At 71.7% G+C, this 22439-nt stretch carries 15 protein-coding genes; 10 read left to right on the forward strand and 5 right to left on the reverse strand.

What is annotated here, in order from left to right; genetic code table 11:
* Positions 1–162: 162 nt before the first annotated feature.
* The gene (locus ACFQ8C_RS30940; protein WP_383463890.1) at positions 163–1326 is read right to left on the reverse strand and encodes a hypothetical protein; all 1164 of its coding nucleotides are present in this window, start codon (positions 1324–1326) and stop codon (positions 163–165) included.
* A 332-nt stretch (positions 1327–1658) separates the two neighbouring features.
* Between ACFQ8C_RS30940 and mtrA the strand changes: the two genes are divergently transcribed.
* The 6 genes from mtrA (at position 1659) to ACFQ8C_RS30970 (ending at position 9230) form a co-directional block, all read left to right on the forward strand.
* Positions 1659–2336 (forward strand): two-component system response regulator MtrA, encoded by a 678-nt coding sequence (gene mtrA, locus ACFQ8C_RS30945; RefSeq protein WP_030498730.1) that lies wholly within the window; start codon positions 1659–1661, stop codon positions 2334–2336.
* Between the two features lies 1 nt (position 2337).
* On the forward strand, positions 2338–4338 hold the full coding sequence (gene mtrB / locus ACFQ8C_RS30950; protein ID WP_383463895.1) for an MtrAB system histidine kinase MtrB: 2001 nt from the start codon (positions 2338–2340) through the stop codon (positions 4336–4338).
* Positions 4328–6205 (forward strand): LpqB family beta-propeller domain-containing protein, encoded by a 1878-nt coding sequence (locus ACFQ8C_RS30955; protein WP_383463897.1) that lies wholly within the window; start codon positions 4328–4330, stop codon positions 6203–6205. The genes mtrB and ACFQ8C_RS30955 overlap by 11 nt, the downstream gene beginning before the upstream one ends.
* 146 nt (positions 6206–6351) lie before the next feature.
* Positions 6352–7281 carry a ComF family protein gene (locus tag ACFQ8C_RS30960; RefSeq protein ID WP_383463900.1) on the forward strand — a complete coding sequence of 310 codons (930 nt, stop codon included), beginning with the start codon at positions 6352–6354 and terminating at the stop codon, positions 7279–7281.
* 292 nt (positions 7282–7573) lie between these two features.
* The gene (hpf, locus tag ACFQ8C_RS30965; RefSeq protein ID WP_383463903.1) at positions 7574–8263 is read left to right on the forward strand and encodes a ribosome hibernation-promoting factor, HPF/YfiA family; all 690 of its coding nucleotides are present in this window, start codon (positions 7574–7576) and stop codon (positions 8261–8263) included.
* Between the two features lie 202 nt (positions 8264–8465).
* A complete protein-coding gene (locus tag ACFQ8C_RS30970) occupies positions 8466–9230 on the forward strand; it encodes a response regulator (RefSeq protein ID WP_383463906.1) in 765 nt (254 codons plus the stop codon).
* Positions 9231–9347: 117 nt separating this feature from the next.
* Here ACFQ8C_RS30970 and ACFQ8C_RS30975 read toward each other — a convergent pair whose 3' ends face one another.
* Positions 9348–10574: a winged helix-turn-helix domain-containing protein gene (locus ACFQ8C_RS30975; protein WP_383463909.1), complete on the reverse strand. Its 1227-nt coding sequence runs from the start codon at positions 10572–10574 to the stop codon at positions 9348–9350.
* Positions 10575–10583: 9 nt separating this feature from the next.
* Positions 10584–11222 (reverse strand): GNAT family N-acetyltransferase, encoded by a 639-nt coding sequence (locus ACFQ8C_RS30980; protein ID WP_383463913.1) that lies wholly within the window; start codon positions 11220–11222, stop codon positions 10584–10586.
* A gap of 239 nt (positions 11223–11461) precedes the next feature.
* Here ACFQ8C_RS30980 and secA point away from each other — a divergent pair, with 239 nt between their 5' ends.
* Positions 11462–14266, forward strand: a complete 2805-nt coding sequence (gene secA / locus ACFQ8C_RS30985; RefSeq protein WP_383463916.1) for a preprotein translocase subunit SecA — start codon at positions 11462–11464, stop codon at positions 14264–14266.
* A gap of 53 nt (positions 14267–14319) precedes the next feature.
* On the opposite strand, the gene ACFQ8C_RS30990 is transcribed toward secA, so the two are convergent.
* On the reverse strand, positions 14320–14910 hold the full coding sequence (locus ACFQ8C_RS30990; protein ID WP_383463919.1) for an Rv3235 family protein: 591 nt from the start codon (positions 14908–14910) through the stop codon (positions 14320–14322).
* A 216-nt stretch (positions 14911–15126) separates the two neighbouring features.
* Here ACFQ8C_RS30990 and ACFQ8C_RS30995 point away from each other — a divergent pair, with 216 nt between their 5' ends.
* Together ACFQ8C_RS30995 and ACFQ8C_RS31000 are read left to right on the forward strand one after the other, a co-directional pair.
* A complete protein-coding gene (locus ACFQ8C_RS30995) occupies positions 15127–15633 on the forward strand; it encodes a DUF6912 family protein (protein ID WP_383463921.1) in 507 nt (168 codons plus the stop codon).
* 24 nt (positions 15634–15657) lie between these two features.
* The gene (locus ACFQ8C_RS31000; protein WP_383463923.1) at positions 15658–16332 is read left to right on the forward strand and encodes an HAD family hydrolase; all 675 of its coding nucleotides are present in this window, start codon (positions 15658–15660) and stop codon (positions 16330–16332) included.
* A gap of 132 nt (positions 16333–16464) precedes the next feature.
* Here ACFQ8C_RS31000 and ACFQ8C_RS31005 read toward each other — a convergent pair whose 3' ends face one another.
* Positions 16465–17019, reverse strand: coding sequence for a DJ-1/PfpI family protein (locus ACFQ8C_RS31005; RefSeq protein ID WP_383463926.1), 555 nt, complete (start codon positions 17017–17019; stop codon positions 16465–16467).
* A 426-nt stretch (positions 17020–17445) separates the two neighbouring features.
* On the opposite strand from ACFQ8C_RS31005, the gene ACFQ8C_RS31010 reads away from it, so the two are divergent.
* On the forward strand, positions 17446–22407 hold the full coding sequence (locus tag ACFQ8C_RS31010; protein ID WP_383463929.1) for an NAD-glutamate dehydrogenase: 4962 nt from the start codon (positions 17446–17448) through the stop codon (positions 22405–22407).
* The last annotated feature ends 32 nt before the right edge of the window (positions 22408–22439 follow it).

Genomic DNA, 22439 nt, shown 5'->3' on the forward strand with positions numbered 1-22439 from the left:
GGTACTGCAGGGGGGACCCTGTGGGAGAGTAGGACGCCGCCGAACAATCATTGTGGGAAAGCCCCGCACCTCATGGTGCGGGGCTTTTCTGCGTTTCCGGGGCATTCCGAACCGGCGGGGTACGGCCCCCGTCTCCTCGGAGAGCGGGGGCCGTATGGGGGGTCAGTCGTCGGTGCCCGCGGCGGCCTTGGCGAGTTCCAGGTCCAGGGCTTCGCGGCGGATGCGCTGGTCCACGTAGAGGAGGACGGAGACGCCGGCGGCGACGGGGTACGTCAGGGAGCTGCTGATGATTCCGCCGACGGCCATGACGAGGAGGTACGTCCACGTCACCTCGAAACCGCCGTCGAGGGCGAAGGCGATCGCGGTGAAGGGGATCGTCAGGATCATCGTGAAGATCATGATGAGGAGCTGGGCCAGCAGCGTGATGCCGAAGATCCGCCACCAGGAGCCGCTGACCAGCTTCGCGGAGCGCTTCAGCGCCGCGACGACGCCCTGGCGTTCCAGCATGAGCGCCGGCGAGGCCAGGCCGAAGCGGATCAGCAGCCAGACGATGACGAGGAAGGCGGCGGTGCCGCCGAGGAAGGCGAGCATCGCGCCCCCCGCACCGCCGAGCAGCAGGCCGGGAAGCATCGCCACGAAGGCGAGGACCCCGGCGCCGAGCGGCAGGGCCAGGGACAGGACGAGGAGCTGCGGGAGACGCGGGCTCGCCTCCCGCCAGGCCTCGGAGACGGTGACGGACCGGCCGAGGACGGCCCGGCTGACCACCACGGTGAGCAGCGCGCTGGTGAAGACCGACGCGGCCACGGAGACCAGCATCGTCGGGGCCAGCTCGGCGAAGGAGGCCCGCAGATAGGCGGAGGCCGCCTCCAGCTGTTCCGTCGGGGTGGCGTCCGCGTGCAGGGTGGGCGGCTCCGTGGAAAGGTAGCGCTGGACGAACGCGAGGGCGATCTGCGTGACCACGGCCACCGGGACCGTGACGGCCAGCACCGTCCGCCAGTAGCGGCGGAGGGTCGTGACCGAGGCTTCGAGGATCTCGCCGACGCTCAGCGGACGGAGCGGGATGACGCCCGGCTTCGCGGCCGGCGGGGCGCCGTAGCCGCCCCAGCCGCGCTGAGGGGGCGGGTTCCCCCAGGCCCGGCCGGGAGCCGGCGGCGGGGTCGGGCCGCCCTGGGGCGGGGACCAGCGGCCGGCGGGCGGCTGGTCCTTCGACCACTGGGGGCCGGAGCCGTCCGGCTCCGGCGGGGAGGGCTGTGCGGGGATCGCGGAGCCGTCCTGGCCGTCGGAAGGAGCGGATCCGGGCGTGTTCCGGCCCGGAGTGTCGTTCACGGTCGTCCACCTCGAAGGGATTGGGTCGCGGTGCCGGTCGGCGAACCGGCCTGGTCACGGCGGCCGTCCACGGTCGGGCGGCGGGCCGGCTGCCATCGTGCCACGGGGGACCCCGCCGTGGGCGGGGGAGGAAGCTTGTCCCGGACGTGGGCGTTCGGGGCCCGGCGGGGTACGGTTCTGGGCGACCGCGGGGGCACGGGGGGTGACGGTCGTTACTGGCGGCGGAGCGTCCGGACACGGGGAGTCGAGAACTCGCCCCGGGAGTTGTCGCAGGTCAGTGAGGTATCTCACCAGCCGCCTTGAGACTGATACGGAAATGGGATGATGTCGATATGAAGGGACGCGTTCTCGTCGTCGACGACGACACCGCACTGGCCGAGATGCTCGGGATCGTGCTCAAGGGTGAAGGGTTCGAGCCGTCGTTCGTCGCTGACGGCGACAAGGCTCTCGCCGCTTTCCGGGAGGCCAAGCCGGACCTGGTGCTGCTGGACCTCATGCTGCCCGGAAGGGACGGCATCGAGGTGTGCCGGCTCATCAGGGCCGAGTCAGGCGTGCCCATCGTGATGCTGACGGCCAAGAGCGACACCGTCGACGTCGTCGTGGGCCTGGAGTCCGGGGCCGACGACTACATCGTCAAGCCGTTCAAGCCGAAGGAGCTCGTCGCCCGTATCCGGGCACGGCTGCGGCGCTCCGAGGAGCCCGCGCCGGAGCAGCTCACCATCGGTGACCTCGTCATCGACGTGGCGGGCCACTCCGTGAAGCGGGACGGGCAGTCGATCGCGCTGACTCCGCTGGAGTTCGACCTGCTGGTGGCGCTCGCGCGCAAGCCGTGGCAGGTGTTCACCCGCGAGGTGCTCCTGGAGCAGGTGTGGGGCTACCGGCACGCGGCCGACACCCGGCTGGTGAACGTGCATGTCCAGCGGCTGCGCTCCAAGGTCGAGAAGGACCCGGAGCGGCCGGAGATCGTGGTGACCGTCCGTGGTGTCGGTTACAAGGCGGGACCGAGCTGATATGAGCAAGGGCAGTACTGCTCCGGAGTCCCCGGCCTCCGGGGGCCCTGAGGGGCGGGCTGCCGGACCGGGACGGGGGGGCTCGCGTTCCGGCCGCCTGAGGCGCGGTGGACGGCTCCTCCAGGAAGGGACGCCGGGCGGACGGGTCTTCAGGATCGTCGCCCGGCTGGTGCGTCGGCCGCTGCTGCCGGCCGTACGGCTGTGGCGGCGGAACATCCAGCTGCGGGTCGTCGCGGGCACCCTCCTGATGTCCCTCGGCGTCGTGCTGCTGCTGGGCCTGGTCGTCATCGGACAGGTGCGCAACGGTCTGCTCGACACCAAGGAGAAGGCCGCCCAGATCCAGGCCGCCGGCGGGTTCTCCGCCGCGCAGGACCGGGCGGCGACCACACCCTCCGTACCCGGACAGGACGGCGTACGGGCCGGTTCCTCGGTGAACTGGCGCTCCACGCTCGTGGAGCAGCTCGCCAGCGGCGGGCAGAACGCGTTCAACGTGGTGGCGCTCTCGCTGGAGTCCGGTGACACCGCGAGCCTGGGCGCCCGCGCCTCCGGCGAGGTCGACCCCGCGCGGTCCGTCCCCGTCGACCTGCGGCACTTGGTGGCGCAGGGCAACGTGCCGTTCCAGAAGTTCGGGCGCATCCACTACACCAGCGACAAGGCGTCCGAGCCGGGCCTGGTCATCGGCAAGCGGCTCAACGACGCCGAGGGCAAGCAGTACGAGCTCTACTACCTCTTCCCGCTCAGCCAGGAGGAGGACTCCCTCGCCCTGGTCAAGGGCACGCTGGCGACCGCCGGACTCTTCGTCGTGGTGCTGCTGGGCGCGATCGCCTGGTTCATGGTGCGGCAGGTCGTCACCCCCGTGCGGATGGCCGCGGGGATCGCCGAGCGGCTCTCCGCCGGACGGCTCCAGGAACGGATGAAGGTCACCGGCGAGGACGACATCGCGCGCCTCGGCGAGGCCTTCAACAAGATGGCCTCCAACCTCCAGCTCAAGATCCAGCAGCTGGAGGAGCTGTCGCGGATGCAGCGGCGGTTCGTCTCGGACGTCTCGCACGAGCTGCGGACCCCGCTGACCACCGTACGGATGGCGGCCGACGTCATCCACGAGGCCCGCGTCGACTTCGACCCCGTCACCGCGCGCTCCGCGGAGCTCCTCGGCGACCAGCTCGACCGCTTCGAGTCGCTGCTCTCCGACCTCCTGGAGATCAGCCGCTTCGACGCGGGCGCCGCCGCCCTGGAGGCCGAGCCGATCGACCTGCGGCAGGTGGTGCGCCGGGTCATCGGCGGCGCCGAGCCGCTGGCCGAGCGGAAGGGCACCCGGATCGTCGTCGTCGGCGACGAGCAGCCCGTGGTGGCCGAGGCGGACGCCCGCCGGGTCGAGCGCGTGCTGCGCAACCTGGTCGTCAACGCCGTCGAGCACGGCGAGGGCCGGGACGTCGTGGTGAAGCTGGCCGCGGCCGGCGGGGCCGTCGCCGTCGCCGTACGCGACTACGGCGTCGGTCTGAAGCCGGGCGAGGCCACCCGGGTCTTCAACCGGTTCTGGCGGGCCGACCCGGCACGCGCGCGTACCACCGGTGGAACGGGCCTCGGCCTGTCGATCGCGGTCGAGGACGCGCGGCTGCACGGCGGCTGGCTCCAGGCGTGGGGCGAGGCGGGCGGCGGTTCGCAGTTCCGGCTCACGCTGCCGCGCACGGCCGACGAGCCGCTGCGGGGTTCGCCGATACCGCTGGAGCCGGAGGACTCCCGGCGCAACCGGGAGCAGGCCGCGGCGGGACGGGCGCAGGAGGCGGGGCGTACGGCCTCGGTGCCGGCCCAGCCGGCCGGGGAGCGGCCCTCGCTGCCCCGGGTGCAGCCGCGGATCCCGGCGCCGCCGAGCGCGGCCGTCGACCCGGCGGCGCTGCCGGGCAACGGCGCCCGGGTGGTCGCGCGGACGGCGGCGGAGACGGAGCAGGGCAGGGGTACGGCGGGGAACGCGGAGCGGGAGGACGGCACACGTGAGCGCTGACGCGCGGAGCCAGCTGCGGGCGGGGCGGGGACGGGCCGGACGAGCGCTGGTGCTCGCCGCCTGTGGCGGACTCCTGGCGACGGGCTGCGCCACCATGCCCGACAGCGGTGACGTCCAGGCCGTACGAGGGGCCAACCCCGGCGACTCGCAGGTGCGGGTCTACGCGGTCGCGCCCCGGGAGAACGCGGACCCGGACGAGATCGTCGACGGCTTCCTGGAGGCCATGACCAGTGACGACCCCGGTTTCGCCACCGCCCGCAAGTACCTGACCCGGCAGGCGGCCAAGAGCTGGAAGCCCGAGCAGAGCATCACGGTGCTCGCCACCGCGCCCGACCGCAAGGGCGCCGACCGGAACGCGGACCCCGAGAACCAGGGCCGCGCGTACCCGATCTCGGGCCGGAAGATCGCGACCGTGGACGCCCGGCACGCGTACCAGCCGAGCAGTCCCGTGGAGTACGCGCAGGCGATCCACGTCGTGCAGGAGACCGCGGCCAACGGCAAGGACAAGGAGTGGCGGATCGACGGTCTGCCGTCCGGCCTGGTGCTCGGCGAGGCCGACTTCCTGCGGAACTACCGCTCGGTCAACAAGTACTACTTCGCCTCCGGCGAGGACTGGCTGGTCGCCGACCCCGTCTACATCCGGCAGCGCCAGGACCCCGTCACCCGGATGGACCCGGTGACGCAGACCGTGAAGGCGCTCCTGGAAGGCCCGACGCACTGGCTGCGGCCGGCCGTCGACTCTCCCTTCCCGTCCGGCACGGAGCTGAGGAAGGGCGTCACGACGCTGACGACGGACGACCAGTCCACGCTCAAGGTGCCGCTCAACGTGAAGGCCGACCGGTTCGGGGGCGAGGTGTGCCGGCGGATGGCGGCCCAGCTGCTCGTCACGCTCGGCGACCTGCCCTCCGTACGGGTCGACCAGGTGGAGCTCCAGGACGACGGCGGCAACGGCGTGTGCCGGCTCGGGAAGGGGCAGGCGGCGGAGTTCCAGGCGGTCAGGGACAGCGGACAGGCCGAGACGCCGTACTTCGTCGACGACCACGGCCGGCTGATGGCGCTCGCGCCCAGCGGCAAGGACGTGGTCCAGCCCGCGGAGGTGCCGGGGCCGCTGGGCAAGGGCGTCGTGCCGCTGGGCTCGGTCGCCGTGGCCCGCGGCGGGACCCGGGCGGCCGGTGTCTCCGAGGACGGCAGCGCGCTGTACGTCTCCTCGATCACGACGGAGCAGGAGCAGCTGCCGCCCGTCCTCAAGAGCGCGGCCGCCGTGCCGGCGGCGACCCGGGACGGGCTCTCGCAGCCCAGCTGGGACGGCCGGGGCGACCTGTGGGTCGCCGACCGGGCCAAGGGCCACCAGCGGCTGGTGATCGTCCCTGACGGCACCGGCAAGTGGTTCGAGGTCCGCACGCCGTGGCTGACGGAGGACACCCGCGTCGAGTCGCTGCGGGTCTCGGCGGACGGGGTGCGGATCGCGCTCCTGATCACGCGTGACGGGCGGACCACCCTCCAGATCGGCCGGATCGAGCGGCAGGACGGCGCGGACGAGCAGGTCGTGTCCGTGGTCGACCTCCAGCCGGCCGCGCCGCGCATGGAGTCGGTCTCGTCCGTCTCCTGGGCGGGTCCGAGCCGGCTCGTCGTCGTCGGCCGGGAGGCCGGCGGCGTGCAGCAGATCCGCTTCCTCCAGACCGACGGGTCCACCTCCGCCAGCTCCGTGCTGTCCGGCCTCAACGGCGTCAGCGCGGTCACCGCGCCCTACCGGGACACCGAGCCGCTCGTCGCGGCCTCCCGCAACGACGGCATCGTGCGGCTGATGCCCGGCGCGAACTGGCAGCCGGTGGTGAAGTCCGGGACCGTTCCCGTCTATCCCGGCTGACGACCGTCCCGGGGCGGAGTCCTGCTCCGGTGGCCCCTGCCCCGGTGGCTCCTGCCCCCGGCGACGCCCGGGACCCCGTGCGAGTTGTCCACAGGGCGTTTTCCACAGGGGTGGCAGCCTCTCCGGCCCCACGTCACAGTAGAGCCATGCGGGGCTGGTGGCGCGAGATCTCCGGGCTGGTGCTCCCGAGCACCTGCGAGGGCTGCGGGGCGGCTCGTACGCCACTCTGCGCGGGATGCGCGGATGCGCTGGCGGGGGTCGGGGCGGGGGAGGGGGGTGGGCGGGTCCGCCCCCTGCCGGAGCCGGAGGGCCTTCCCGTGGTGCACGCCGCCGTGCCGTACGAGGGCGCGGTACGGGCACTGCTGATCGCGCACAAGGAGCGCGGGGCGCTGGGGCTCGCCGGGCCGTTGGGCGGGGCGCTCGCGCGGGCGGTGGAAGGTGTCGTGGAGGGCGTCGCGGGGGTCGTGGAGGGCGCCGGGGCGCGCCCCTTGCTCCTGGTGCCGGTGCCGTCCTCGCGGGGCTCGGTGCGGGCGCGGGGGCATGATCCGACGCGGCGGGTGGCGCTGGCCGCCGCGGCGCGGTTGCGGCGGACGGGCCGGTCGGCTCGGGTGGTGCCGGTGCTGCGGCAGCGGCGGGCCGTGGCGGACCAGGCGGGGCTCGGGGCGCGGGGGCGGCGGGCGAACCTGGCCGGGGCGCTGGAGGTGGTGCCGGGCGGCGCGCGGCTCCTGGCGGCAGGGCGGGTGGTCCTCGTGGACGACCTGATGACCACCGGGGCGACGCTCGCGGAGGCGGCGCGTGCCCTCGGAGCCGGTCTCGGGGTCGGTCTCGGGGTCGGTCCCGGGTCGAGTCCCGGAGCCGGTCTCGGGGCGGGGCGGCGTGCCGATCGGGCCGGCAGGGTCGGCCCCGGATCCGTCCATCCTTCGTTCATCTCCGGGGCGCCGGAAAGATCCGGAGGTGATTTCACGCAGCATGAATTCGAACAGCGGGTGGCGGCTGTGATCGCATCATCTCCCGCTTCGTTCGAAATAAACCGGAACTCACCAGAAACTTGGATCGTTGCAGGTGGTGAGAGGTGAAAGCCTCCGAATGGAGGTAAGTCTCGGCAGCGGGTGCCGACACCCGTCCGAAGGGGCTATGTTCGGTTGTGAGGAAGGGTGAATGCCCGACCTCGGTGCATACATGGTTGCGCTACAGGACAGGAGTTCAGGGCGAATTAACCTCTCGTCGACGGGGTGGCGATCTTGTCGACTGGGGAGGACGAGGTCGAAGTCGCCAAGTCCGAGCTCCGGTGAGACCGCCGGAGCTGGTGCAAAGGGAGATGCCCGCCGGCCTAGGAGCCGGGCGGGCGATCCGGGAACGGAGTTCTGCGTGGACATCGTCGTCAAGGGCCGCAAGACCGAGGTGCCCGAGCGGTTCCGCAAGCACGTGGCCGAGAAGCTGAAGCTGGAGAAGATCCAGAAGCTCGACGGCAAGGTGATCAGCCTCGACGTCGAGGTGTCCAAGGAGCCCAACCCGCGGCAGGCCGACAGGTCCGACCGAGTGGAGATCACCCTCCACTCCCGAGGCCCGGTCATCCGGGCGGAAGCGTCGGCCGGCGACCCGTACGCGGCCCTCGACCTGGCCAGCGACAAGCTGGAGGCCAGGCTCCGCAAGCAGCACGACAAGCGTTACACCCGCAGGGGCAACGGACGGCTCTCCGCCGCCGAGGTCGGTGACGTCGTACCCGGCGCCGCCCAGCTCAACGGCCATGGAGAGCTCGTGGCCGACGAGACCGCCGGCGCGGTGCCGCCCACCACGATGATGGGTTCGATCGAGGTCCAGGGCGAAGGACCGCTCGTGGTCCGCGAGAAGACGCACCGTGCCGCCGCGATGGGACTCGACCAGGCCCTCTACGAGATGGAACTGGTCGGGCACGACTTCTATCTCTTCGTCGACGCCGAGACCAAGCAGCCGAGCGTCGTCTACCGACGTCACGCCTACGACTACGGCGTCATCCACCTGGAGAACGACCCGCTCGCCGAGAACAGCGGCGGAGCGGGCGGTGCGCTCGGCGGCTGACCCGTCGAACGGCTGATCGGCCGGCCCTTCCGGTGCCCCTGGAGCGCCCCCGCGCCCCCCAGGGGCACCCCTGTGCGCCCGTGTGGACACCCCGGTACCGCCCGGGCATGAAATCATGGCGTGCACGGCCAACCGGTGCTTCCCGGGCAGTGGTTGGAGGACCGGAAACGAATTCAGGCCACGGCCTTCAGGGGGAGGAACGATGGCAGACAGCTTCGGCCCGGTGTTCAGCGGGCACGAGCGCGGTGCGCTCGCCCATGAGGGTGCTCCGGAAGGATCGGAATCGGCCGCGGAGATCTATCGCAAGGAACCGATCCGGGTCCTCGTCGTGGACGATCACGCGCTCTTCCGGCGCGGACTGGAGATCGTTCTCGCGCAGGAGGAGGACATCCAGGTCGTCGGCGAGGCCGGTGACGGGGCCGAGGCGGTCGACAAGGCGGCGGACCTGCTGCCCGACATCGTCCTGATGGACGTGCGGATGCCCCGGCGCGGCGGCATCGAGGCCTGCACCTCCATCAAGGAGGTCGCCCCCAGCGCGAAGATCATCATGCTGACGATCAGCGACGAGGAGGCCGACCTCTACGACGCCATCAAGGCGGGCGCGACCGGTTACCTCCTCAAGGAGATCTCCACCGACGAGGTCGCGACCGCGATCCGCGCCGTGGCCGACGGGCAGTCCCAGATCAGTCCCTCGATGGCCTCGAAGCTCCTCACCGAGTTCAAGTCGATGATCCAGCGCACGGACGAGCGCCGGCTCGTCCCCGCGCCCCGGCTCACCGACCGCGAGCTGGAGGTCCTGAAGCTCGTCGCGACCGGGATGAACAACCGGGACATCGCCAAGGAGCTCTTCATCTCCGAGAACACGGTGAAGAACCACGTGCGGAACATCCTGGAGAAGCTCCAGCTCCACTCCCGCATGGAGGCCGTGGTCTACGCGATGCGGGAGAAGATCCTGGAGATCCGCTAGGGAGCCGGGGAGCCGGGGAGCCGGGGAGCCGGGGAGCCGGGGAGCCAGGGAGCCGGGGAGCCAGGGAGCCGGGGAGCGCGAGAGGGCGCGGGGCCGCCGGGTCGGGCGGTCGGGCGCCTACGCGTCGAGGGCCTTGGCCAGGACCGGGGTCAGCTCCGGCGGGTCCAGGCGCTCCACTCGTACCGTCTCGCAGCCGACCCATTCGGCGGCCTCGCGGAGGGCCTGGGCGACGGCGGGGACGGCCTTGGGGCCTTCCAGGGAGACCTGCCTGGCGACCAGGGCGCGGCCCTCGCGGGCCGGGTCCACCCGGCCGACCAGGCGGCCGCCGGCGAGGACCGGCATCGCGAAGTAGCCGTGCACCCGCTTCGGCTTGGGCACGTACGCCTCCAGGCGGTGGGTGAAGCCGAAGATCCGCTCGGTGCGCGCCCGCTCCCAGATCAGCGAGTCGAAGGGGGAGAGGAGCGTCGTGCGGTGCCGGCCGCGCGGCGGGGCGGCCAGGGCCGCCGGGTCCGCCCAGGCGGGCTTCCCCCAGCCCTCCACCTCCACCGGCACCAGGCCCGAGTCCGCCACCACCGCGTCGAACTGCTCCGCCTTCAGCCGGTGGTAGTCGGCGATGTCCGCGCGGGTGCCGACGCCCAGCGCCTCGCCCGCCTGCCGTACCAGCCGCCGCACGCACTCGGTGTCGTCGAGCTCGTCGTGGCGCAGCGGCTCCGGGACGGCGCGCTCCGCCAGGTCGTACACGCGCTTCCAGCCGCGCCGCTCGGTGACGACGACCTCGCCGTACATCAGCGCCCGTTCCACCGCGATCTTGGTGTCGGACCAGTCCCACCACTCGCCCTTGTTCTTGGCGCCGCCGAGCTCGGTCGCGGTCTGCGGGCCCTCGGCGCGCAGCTGGTCGACGACCTTGGCGTAGGAGCCCTCGGACAGTTCGTGGTGCCAGTGCGGGCGGTCGCGGTAGGCGCGGCGGCGGAAGGCGAAGAGCGGCCACTCCTCGACGGGCAGGACGCAGGCGGCGTGCGACCAGTACTCGAAGGCGTGGCCGTCCGACCAGTACGCCTCCTCGACCGCCGTCCGGCCGACCGCGCCGAGGCGGGCGTACGGGATCAGTTCGTGCGAGCGGGCGAGGACCGAGATGGTGTCCAGCTGGACCTGGCCGAGGTGGCGGAGCACCCCGCGGACCCCGGCCCGGCGGTCGGGGGCGCCGAGGAAGCCCTGGGCGCGCAGGGCGATCCTGCGCGCCTCGGTGGCGGAGAGCGCGACGGCGGGCTTCTGGGCGGGCGTCGGAGACGGCTTCGGAGCGGTCGGCGGGGCGGTCTTCGGCACGGTCTTCGGCGCGGTCGTCATGGGGAAACCCTAGGCCCCGGGACCGACAGTGCCGGAGGTCTCCGGGGCGGTCGCCCGGGGGTCCACGGAGGGCGGCGCCTCGCGCGGCGGGAGGTACGGGACGGGGCTCGGCAGGCCGAAGTCGGAGGGGAGCAGGGAGCCGATCCAGGCGTCCCGGAGCGTGCCGTTGTGCAGCAGGCCCGCCCGCTGGACGCCCTCCACGGCGAAGCCGACCCGCTCGGCCACCGCGCGCGAGCCGGTGTTGCCGACCTCGGCGCGCCAGATCAGGCGGACGCAGCCGAGGCCGGTGAAGGCCCAGTGGGCGACGGTCCGGACCACCTCCGCCATGTATCCCTTGCCGCGCTGCTCCGGGGCGAGCCAGAAGCCGACCTCCCAGACGCCGGAGCCGCGGGCGTGCAGGCCGGTGGCGGCGAAGAGGGGGCCGCCGTCCAGCGGCTCGACGGCGAAGCTGTAGTCGGTGTCGTCGCGCCAGCCGTCCGGGACGAGCCGGTTCAGGAAGAAGGTGGCGGCCTCGCGGGAGTACGGGTCCGGGACGGTCGTCCAGCGGCGGATGGCGGGGTCCTGGCAGTGGGTGTAGACGATGTCCTCGTCCTCGGGGACGAAGCCGCGCAGCCGGAGACGTTCGCTGGTGAGCGTGATGGGATCCATGCCCGGATTGTGAAGACCCGACCCGGCGGAAGCGAACACTTTTCGGAAGGCGCGGCACCTTCCGACCACCTCGTGCGTTCTCTTTGCGGGCGGACGTACGGCGGCGGCCCTGCGGGCCTCCCTCCGCGAGGGTGGTCTCGCTTACGATGGCCGTTGCGGTGGGGACCACCTGCCGTGCCCGCGCTCGTGTCCGTGACAAGACCCAGTGCCAGGCCCGACCGGCAAGGAGACCAGCCTCAGTGTCCGTCTTCAACAAGCTCATGCGTGCAGGCGAAGGCAAGATCCTGCGCAAACTGCACCGCATCGCGGACCAGGTCAACTCCATCGAAGAGGACTTCGTCAACCTCTCCGACGCCGACCTGCGGGCCCTCACGGAGGAGTACAAGCAGCGGTACGCCGACGGCGAGAGCCTCGACGACCTGCTGCCGGAGGCCTTCGCCACGGTCCGCGAGGCCGCCAAGCGTGTCCTCGGCCAGCGCCACTACGACGTCCAGATCATGGGTGGTGCCGCGCTCCACCTCGGCTACGTCGCCGAGATGAAGACCGGTGAGGGCAAGACCCTCGTCGGCACGCTGCCGGCGTACCTGAACGCGCTGTCCGGCAAGGGCGTGCACCTGATCACGGTCAACGACTACCTGGCCGAGCGCGACTCCGAGATGATGGGCCGCGTCCACAAGTTCCTGGGTCTCCAGGTCGGCTGCATCCTCGCCAACATGACCCCGGCGCAGCGCCGTGAGCAGTACGCCTGCGACATCACGTACGGCACGAACAACGAGTTCGGCTTCGACTACCTGCGCGACAACATGGCCTGGTCGAAGGAGGAGCTCGTCCAGCGCGGCCACAACTACGCGTGCGTCGACGAGGTCGACTCGATCCTCGTCGACGAGGCCCGTACGCCGCTGATCATCTCCGGCCCCGCCGACCAGGCCACCAAGTGGTACGGCGACTTCGCGAAGCTGGTCACCCGCCTCACCAAGGGCGAGCCCGGCAACCCGCTGAAGGGCGTCGAGGAGACCGGCGACTACGAGGTCGACGAGAAGAAGCGCACCGTCGCCATCCACGAGGCCGGTGTCGCCAAGGTCGAGGACTGGCTCGGCATCGACAACCTCTACGAGTCGGTCAACACCCCGCTCGTCGGCTACCTGAACAACGCCATCAAGGCGAAGGAACTGTTCAAGAAGGACAAGGACTACGTCGTCATCGACGGCGAGGTCATGATCGTCGACGAGCACACCGGCCGTATCCTCGCCGGCCGCCGTTACAACGAGGGCATGCACCAGGCCATCGAGGCCAAGGAGGGCGTGCAGATCAAGGACGAGAACCAGACGCTCGCCACGATCACCCTCCAGAACTTCTTCCGCCTCTACGACAAGCTCTCCGGCATGACCGGTACGGCCATGACCGAGGCGGCCGAGTTCCACCAGATCTACAAGCTCGGCGTCGTCCCGATCCCGACGAACCGGCCGATGCAGCGCACCGACCAGTCCGACCTGATCTACCGGACCGAGGTCGCCAAGTTCGCCGCCGTGGTCGACGACATCGTCGAGAAGCACGAGAAGGGCCAGCCGGTCCTCGTCGGCACCACCTCCGTCGAGAAGTCCGAGTACCTCTCGCAGCAGCTCTCCAAGCGGGGTGTCCCGCACGAGGTGCTGAACGCCAAGCACCACGAGCGCGAGGCGAGCATCGTCGCCCAGGCCGGCCGCCGGGGCGCCGTCACCGTCGCCACCAACATGGCCGGCCGCGGTACCGACATCAAGCTCGGCGGCAACCCGGACGACCTCGCCGAGGCGGAGCTGCGGCAGGCGGGTCTCGACCCGGTCGAGCACGTCGAGGAGTGGGCCGCGGCGCTGCCCGGCGCCCTGGAGCGGGCCGAGAAGGCCGTGAAGGCGGAGTTCGAGGAGGTCAAGGAGCTCGGCGGGCTGTACGTGCTGGGCACCGAGCGCCACGAGTCGCGCCGTATCGACAACCAGCTGCGCGGTCGTTCCGGCCGTCAGGGCGACCCGGGCGAGTCCCGTTTCTACCTGTCGCTCGGCGACGACCTGATGCGGCTCTTCAAGGCGCAGATGGTCGAGCGCGTGATGGCCATGGCCAACGTGCCGGACGACGTGCCGATCGAGAACAAGATGGTCACCCGCGCCATCGCCTCCGCGCAGTCGCAGGTCGAGACCCAGAACTTCGAGACGCGCAAGAACGTCCTGAAGTACGACGAGGTGCTGAACCGGCAGCGTGAGGTCATCTACGGCGAGCGCCGCCGCGTCCTGGAGGGCGAGGACCTGCAGGAGCAGATCCAGCACTTCATGGACGACACCATCGACGACTACATCGGCCAGGAGACCGCCGAGGGCTTCGCCGAGGAGTGGGACCTGGACCGGCTGTGGGGCGCCTTCAAGCAGCTCTACCCGGTGAAGGTCACCGTCGACGAGCTGGAGGAGACGGCGGGCGACCGCGCGGGCATCACCGCCGAGTTCATCGGCGAGTCCATCAAGGACGACATCCACGAGCAGTACGAGGCGCGCGAGACGCAGCTCGGCTCGGAGATCATGCGTGAGCTGGAGCGCCGGGTCGTCCTGTCGGTCCTCGACCGCAAGTGGCGCGAGCACCTCTACGAGATGGACTACCTCCAGGAGGGCATCGGCCTGCGGGCGATGGCCCAGAAGGACCCGCTGGTCGAGTACCAGCGCGAGGGCTTCGACATGTTCACCGCGATGATGGAGGGCATCAAGGAGGAGTCCGTCGGCTACCTGTTCAACCTGGAGGTCCAGGTCGAGCAGCAGGTCGAGGAGGTCCCGGTGCAGGCGGGCGCGCCGTCCCTGGACAAGGGCGACGCCGTGCCGGCGGGTGGCCGTCCGGAGATCCGCGCGAAGGGGCTCGACGCCCCGCAGCGGCCGGACCGGCTGCACTTCTCGGCGCCGACGGTCGACGGTGACGGCGGTGTCGTCGAGGGCGACTTCGCGTCGGACGGTGACGACGCGGGTGACGGGATGACGCGGGCGGAGCGCCGGAAGGCGCAGAAGAACGCGGGCGGGCGTCGCCGCAAGAAGTAACCGCCCGAGAGCGGTCGAGGGGCCCTGCCGGATCCGTCCGGCGGGGCCCTTCGTCATGGCCGGGGGCTGCCGCCGCCCCCTCCGCCGCCGACGAGTCGGCCGCCTCCGCCGCCCCCGCTCCCGCCGCCGACGAGTCGGCCGAGGCCGTCCAGCTCGACGGCGGCGCACCGCCAGCGGTGGTCCTCGCCGCGCTCCAGGCGGAACGCGAGGGCGCGGACGCGGTGGCCGGCGGCGAGGGAGGCGAAGACCTCCAGGACGGCGTCCCCGGAGTGCGGTTGTGCGGCGCACCGGCGCAGCACGGGCCGGGGGCCGAGTCCCCGCGCCACCGTCCTCGGCGCGAGCCGCACCAGCTGCTCGTACGCCTCCCCGACGGTCAGCCCGAGCATCGAGTGCACCGGCCGCTCCCCGCTGAGCACCGCGAGCAGCCGCTCGGCGAAGGCGGTGTGCACGGGGAGGGCCCGGCGGGCGCCGCCGCCCGAGCCGGCGCCTGTGCCCGTGCCCGTGCCCGAGTTCGAGCCCGAGCCCGTGGCCGTGAGCGCGTGACCGGGTCGCCTGGCGGGGGCGTTCCGTGGGGGAGCGGCGGGCCTGGGGCGCCTGGTGAGGGGCTGTGTCCCGTGCGGGGCGGTGGTCGTGGGGTGAGGCATGGGGATCCCTTCGGCGGTGACGGTGCGATACCAGTCGGTAACTTTCCGTGGGGATCTTGTACGGGGTCGGCCGCGGCCGCCGCAAGGGCGCCGGGGCGGCGGTGGACACGCTCGGTGATTCGCCTATCAGGGTGATGAGGGCCCACGGGTGGACATCCCGGGGTGGTGGGGGCGGACGTATCCTGAGGGCGTTTCCGACTACGAAAGCGGCCCGTCATGCGCGTGTACGTCCCTCTGACCCTTCCCGGTCTCGCACAGGCGCACAAGGCGGGCGAGGTGGGCCCCGGCCCGCTGACCGCCTACGCCGTCACCCCGGCACTGCGCGAGTGGTACGTCTCCGACGACATCGAGGAGCTGGAGTACGCGGCGCTCAGCCGTGCCGCCGCCGCCTCGCTACGGCTCGTCGCGGGCGACCCGCAGGCGCCGCGGCGCCGGGTGGTCGTCGCCGTCGACGTCGCCGACAAGGACGCCGTCGTGGACCCGGACCGCGGGCTCGACGCCGGGGCGATCGGCGAGGTGCGGCTCGCCGGGGCCGTGGCCCTCGCCAAGGCCGCCGCCGTGCACGCCGACGCGGACGACGCCGAGGCGGACGTCACCGCCGCGGCCGCCGCGCTCGGCGCCGCCGACCAGGGCGACGACGACGCGCAGTTCGTCGTGGACGGGGCCGAGGACCACGAGCTGCTCTGGTTCGGGGTACAGGAGATCCCCTCCCTCCTCGGCTGAGGCCGCGAGCTGTACCGTCGGTCCATGGGGAAGCACATGGGGAAGCGGCACACGGGGAAGCATCTGGTCTGGGACTGGAACGGCACCCTGCTCGACGACACCGGCGCCGTCATCGGCGCCACCAACGCGGCCTTCGCGGAGCTCGGCCTCGAACCGATCACGCTGGAGCGGTACCGCGAGCTGTACACCGTTCCGGTGCCGAAGTTCTACGAGCGGTTGATGGGCCGGCTGCCCACCGACGCCGAGTGGGTCCTGATGGACGGCACCTTCCACCGGTACTACTGGGAGCGGGCGGAGGGGTGCGGGCTGACCCTGGGCGCCGCGGAGCTGCTCGCGGCCCGGCAGGCCGCCGGGGCCACCCAGTCGCTGCTCTCGCTGGCCCCGCACGACGAGCTGCTGCCGTTGGTGCGGCGGCACGGGATCGCGGAGCGGTTCCTCCGGGTCGACGGGCGCGTCGACCGGTCCACGGACGGGAAGTCCGGGCACATGGTGCGGCACCTGGAGGCGCTGGCCGTGCCCGCCGAGCGGGTCGTCGTCATCGGTGACGCCGCCGACGACGCGGTGGCCGCCGCGCACGTCGGGGCGAAGGCCGTGCTCTTCACCGGCGGCTCTCACAGCAGGGCCTCGCTGGAGCGGGTCGGCGTGCCGGTCGTGGACTCCCTGGAGGAGGCCGTCGCGGTCGCGGAGGAGCTGGTCTGACGCGTACGGGGGCGGCTCCGGCCGGGAACCGCCCCTCGGGTGGCCCGGCCCGGAACCGCCCCTCGGGCGGCCCGCGCCGGTGACCGGCCCCGGCCCCCCGCCGGCCCGCCGGGCCGGCCGGGTCGGGCTCCGTCAGCCCTTCGCGCGCAGCACCTTCAGGAACTCGCGCATCCACGTCGGGTGGTCCGGCCAGGCGCGCGAGGAGACCAGCAGGCCGTCGACGACCGCCGCCGAGTCCTGGAAGTCGGCGCCCGCCGCCTGCATGTCCGGCTCCAGCGCCGGGTACGCCGTGACCCTGCGCCCCTCCAGGCCGCCGACCGCCGCCGTCAGCAGCGGGCCGTGACAGATCTGCGCCACCGGCTTGTCCGCGTCGAAGAAGGACTTGAGGATCTTGCGGAGCTCCGGGTCGTTGCGCAGGTACTCCGGGGCGCGGCCGCCCGGGATCACCACCGCCACGTAGTCGCCCGGGTCGACCTCCGAGAAGGCGAGGTCGGCGGGCCAGGTGTAGCCGGGCTTCTCCGTGTACGTGTCGTAGCCGGGCTCGAAGTCGTGGACCACGAAGCGGAGCTGTTTGCGCGCCGGGGCGGCGATGTCGACCTCGTACCCCTCTTCGAGCAGACGCTGGTACGGGTACAACACCTCAAGGGACTCCGCCGCGTCCCCCGTCACGATCAAGATCTTCGCCATGGCTCTCCCGGTTCCAGGGATGGTCGGTCGTGGTCGTGCTCGCGTCCACGCTGCACCGTTCCGCGCGATCCGCCAAGAGTGCATGTGTCGCTGTCCAGAACGTCAAACTTCCACCCCCGCTTTTGTACACATACGGCTCATGACGGGGCAGGGGGCTTGAGCGATAGGCTTTTCCCGTGATCAGCGCGATACGCCGCGGGGGCAGTGCGGCCCCCGGCTGCCGCCCGGTCCGCTCATGCGGCCGGGCCGACCGTGCGTTCGCCGATCCTCTCCGTCCGGAAACCCCGCCCTCCGTGGCCGGTTTCGATCCGGGCATCTCTCATCCGGGCATAACGTCGTCTTCGACCGGAATCACCGCGTCGAGGCGTTGTGTCCTTTCTTTCTTCCACCGACGTCACGCAACGGCGCGCGACAGGAGCAGAGGACATGCAGACCAAGCTGGACGAAGCAAAGGCCGAGCTGCTCGAAAGGGCCGCCCGCGTAGCTGAGCACAGCCCGGTCGGGGGGCGACTTCCGGCGGGGCCGGAGGGCGAACGCCCGGACCGGGACACCGTGCTCGACTATCTCCAGCGCTACTACCTGCACACCGCGCCCGAGGACCTCTCCGACCGTGACCCGGACGATGTCTTCGGCGCAGCGCTCGCCCACTACCGGCTCGCGGAGAACCGTCCCCAGGGCACCGCGAACGTCCGCGTGCACACCCCGACGGTCGAGGAGAACGGCTGGACCAGCAGCCACTCCGTCGTCGAGGTCGTCACCGACGACATGCCGTTCCTCGTCGACTCCGTCACCAACGAGCTCTCCCGTCAGGGCCGCGGCATCCACGTCGTGATCCACCCGCAGGTCCTCGTCCGCCGTGACATCACCGGCAGGCTCATCGAGGTCCTGTCGACCCAGATCCACGGCGAGCTGCCGCACGACGCGCTCGCCGAGTCCTGGATCCACGTCGAGATCGACCGCGAGACCGACAAGGCCGACCTCAAGCAGATCACCGCCGACCTGCTCCGCGTCCTCTCCGACGTCCGCGAGACCGTCGAGGACTGGGAGAAGATGCGCGACGCCGCGCTGCGCATCGCCGAGGGCCTCACCGCCGAGCCCACCGCCTCCGACCTGCGGCCCACCGAGGTCGAGGAGGCCCAGGAGCTGCTGCGCTGGCTCGCCGACGACCACTTCACCTTCCTCGGCTACCGCGAGTACGAGCTCGTCGACGGCGACGCGCTCGCCGCCGTCCCCGGCACCGGCCTCGGCATCCTGCGCTCCGACCCGCACCACACCGACGGAGAGTCCGGCCACCACGCCCACCCGGTCTCCCCGTCCTTCAGCCGGCTGCCCGCCGACGCCCGCGCCAAGGCCCGCGAGCACAAGCTGCTCATCCTGACGAAGGCCAACAGCCGCTCGACCGTCCACCGCCCCTCGTACCTCGACTACGTCGGCGTGAAGAAGTTCGACGCCGACGGCAACGTCATCGGCGAGCGCCGCTTCCTCGGCCTCTTCTCCTCCGCCGCGTACACCGAGTCCGTGCGCCGCGTCCCGGTCGTCAAGCGCAAGGTCCAGGAGGTCCTGGCCGGCGCCGGCTTCTCCCCGAACAGCCACGACGGCCGCGACCTGCTCCAGATCCTGGAGACCTACCCGCGCGACGAGCTGTTCCAGACCCCGGTCGACCAGCTCCAGTCCATCGTCACCAGCGTCCTCTACCTCCAGGAGCGGCGCCGGCTGCGGCTCTACCTGCGCCAGGACGAGTACGGCCGCTACTACTCGGCCCTCGTCTACCTGCCGCGCGACCGCTACACCACCCGCGTCCGGCTGCGGATCATCGACATCCTCAAGGAGGAGCTGAACGGCACCTCCGTCGACTTCACCGCCTGGAACACCGAGTCGATCCTCTCCCGCCTCCACTTCGTCATCCGCGTCGAGCCCGGCACCGTCCTCGCCGCCCTCACCGACGCCGACGTGGACCGCATCGAGGCCCGGCTCGTCGAGGCCGCCCGCTCCTGGGCCGACGGCTTCGGCGAGGCCCTCAACGCCGAGTTCGGCGAGGAGCGCGCCGCCGAGCTGCTCCGCCGCTACGGCAACGCCTTCTCCGAGGGCTACAAGGCCGACCACTCGCCGCGTGCCGCCGTCGCCGACCTGGTCCGCATGGAGGCCCTCGTCGCCAGCGGCAAGGACTTCGCGCTCTCCCTCTACGAGCCCGTCGCCGCCGGCCCCGGCGAGCGCCGCTTCAAGATCTACAAGACCGGCGAGCAGGTCTCCCTCTCCGCCGTCCTGCCGGTCCTCAACCGCCTCGGCGTCGAGGTCACCGACGAGCGCCCGTACGAGCTGCGCTGCGCCGACCGCACCCACGCCTGGATCTACGACTTCGGCCTGCGGATGCCGGCGCCCAGCGGCAACGGCGGCGACTACGTCGGCGACGACGCCCGCGAGCGCTTCCAGGACGCCTTCGCCGCCACCTGGACCGGCGAGGCCGAGAACGACAACTTCAACTCCCTCGTCCTCTCCGCCGGGCTCACCTGGCGCGAGGCGATGGTGCTGCGCGCCTACGCCAAGTACCTGCGCCAGGCCGGCTCGACCTTCAGCCAGGACTACATGGAGGACACCCTCCGCGACAACGTCCACACCACCCGGCTGCTGGTCAACCTCTTCGAGGCCCGCATGGCCCCGGAGCGCCAGCGCGCCGGCACCGAGCTGATCGACGCGCTCCTCGAAGAGCTGGACGCCGCCCTCGACCAGGTCGCCAGCCTGGACGAGGACCGGATCCTGCGGTCCTTCCTCACCGTCATCACGGCGACGCTGCGGACCAACTTCTTCCAGACCACGGCCGACGGCAGGCCGCACTCCTACGTGTCGATGAAGTTCGACCCGCAGGCCATCCCCGACCTGCCGGCCCCGCGCCCCGCCTTCGAGATCTGGGTGTACTCGCCGCGCGTCGAGGGCGTCCACCTGCGCTTCGGCAAGGTCGCCCGAGGAGGCCTGCGCTGGTCCGACCGCCGTGAGGACTTCCGCACCGAGATCCTCGGCCTGGTCAAGGCGCAGATGGTGAAGAACACCGTCATCGTGCCCGTCGGCGCCAAGGGCGGCTTCGTCGCCAAGCAGCTCCCGGACCCGTCCGTGGACCGGGACGCCTGGCTGGCCGAGGGCATCGCCTCGTACAAGACCTTCATCTCGGCCCTGCTCGACATCACCGACAACCTGGTCGCGGGCGAGGTCGTGCCCCCGGTCGACGTGGTCCGCCACGACGAGGACGACACCTACCTCGTCGTCGCCGCCGACAAGGGCACCGCCACCTTCTCCGACATCGCCAACGGCGTCGCGGAGTCGTACGGCTTCTGGCTCGGCGACGCCTTCGCCTCCGGCGGCTCCGCCGGCTACGACCACAAGGGCATGGGCATCACGGCCCGCGGCGCCTGGGAGTCCGTCAAGCGGCACTTCCGCGAGCTGGGCCACGACACCCAGACCGAGGACTTCACCGTCGTCGGCGTCGGCGACATGTCCGGCGACGTCTTCGGCAACGGCATGCTGCTCTCCGAGCACATCCGGCTGGTCGCCGCCTTCGACCACCGACACATCTTCGTCGACCCGAACCCGGACGCGGCCGCCTCGTACGCCGAGCGCCGCCGCCTCTTCGACCTGCCCCGCTCCTCGTGGGCGGAGTACGACACCTCGCTGCTCTCCGCAGGCGGCGGCATCCACCCCCGTACCGCGAAGTCCATCCCGGTCAACGCGCACATGCGGGCCGCGCTCGGCATCGAGGAAGGCGTCACCAAGCTCACCCCGGCCGAGCTGATGAAGTCGATCCTCCAGTCGCCCGTCGACCTGCTGTGGAACGGCGGCATCGGCACGTACGTGAAGTCCTCGGCGGAGTCCAACACCGAGGTCGGCGACAAGGCCAACGACGCCATCCGCGTCGACGGCCAGGACGTCCGCGCCAAGGTCGTCGGCGAGGGCGGCAACCTCGGCGCCACCCAGCTCGGCCGCATCGAGTTCGCCCGCGCCGGCGGACCCGAGCGCGACGGCGGCAAGATCAACACCGACGCCATCGACAACAGCGCCGGCGTCGACACCTCCGACCACGAGGTCAACATCAAGATCCTGCTCAACGGGCTCGTCGCCGAGGGCGACATGACCGTCAAGCAGCGCAACAGGATCCTCGCCGAGATGACCGACGAGGTCGGCCGGCTCGTCCTGCGCAACAACTACGCGCAGAACACCGCCCTCGCCAACGCCGTCGCGCAGTCGCCCTCCCTGCTCCACGCCCACCAGCGCTTCATGCGCCGCCTGGGCCGTGACGGGGCGCTCGACCGCTCGCTGGAGTTCCTGCCCAACGACCGGCAGATCCGCGAGCTGCTCAACAACGAGAAGGGCCTCAGCCAGCCCGAGCTCGCCGTCCTCCTCGCGTACACCAAGATCACGGTGGCCGACGAGCTGATCGGTACGGAACTCCCCGACGACCCGTACCTGGCCGGCCTGCTCCACGCCTACTTCCCGTCGCTGCTGCGCGAGAAGTTCGGCGAGGCCGTCGACGGCCACGCGCTGCGCCGCGAGATCATCACGACCGTCCTGGTCAACGACACCGTCAACACCGGCGGCTCGACCTTCCTGCACCGCCTCCGCGAGGAGACCGGCGCGTCGCTGGAGGAGATCGTGCGGGCCCAGACCGCGGCCCGGAACATCTTCCGGCTCGGCGAGGTCTGGGACGCCGTCGAGGCCCTCGACAACAAGGTCCCGGCCGAGGTCCAGACCCGGATGCGGCTGCACTCCCGCCGGCTCGTCGAGCGCGGCACCCGCTGGCTGCTCAACAACCGGCCGCAGCCGCTCGCGATCGGCGAGACCATCGAGTTCTTCGCCGAGCGCGTCGAGCAGGTCCGGGACCGGATGCCGGAGCTGCTGCGCGGCTCGGACGCGGAGTGGTACCGGTCGATCCTCGACGAGATGACCGCCTTCGGCGTCCCGGAGGAGCTGGCCGTGCGCGTCGCGGGCTTCTCGTCCGCCTTCCCGACGCTCGACATCGTCGCGGTCGCCGACCGCACGGAGAAGGACCCGCTGGCCGTCGCCGAGGTCTACTACGACCTGGCCGACCGGCTGCGGATCACCGACCTGATGGACCGGATCATCGAGCTGCCGAGGGCCGACCGCTGGCAGTCCATGGCCCGCGCCTCCATCCGCGAGGACCTCTTCGCCGCCCACGCGGCGCTCACCTCCGACGTCCTGGCCGCCGGGAACGGCACCTCGACGCCCGAGGAGCGCTACAAGGCGTGGGAGGAGAACAACGCGGCGATCCTGGGCCGTGCCCGGACCACCCTGGAGGAGATCCAGAGCTCGGACACCTTCGACCTGGCGAACCTGTCGGTGGCGATGCGCACGATGCGGACGCTGCTGCGGACGCACAGCTAGTCGTGTGAGAGCCCGAAGGGCCCCGTCGGACG

This window comes from Streptomyces sp. NPDC056503, assembly GCF_042794995.1.
Taxonomy (GTDB): Bacteria; Actinomycetota; Actinomycetes; order Streptomycetales; family Streptomycetaceae; genus Streptomyces.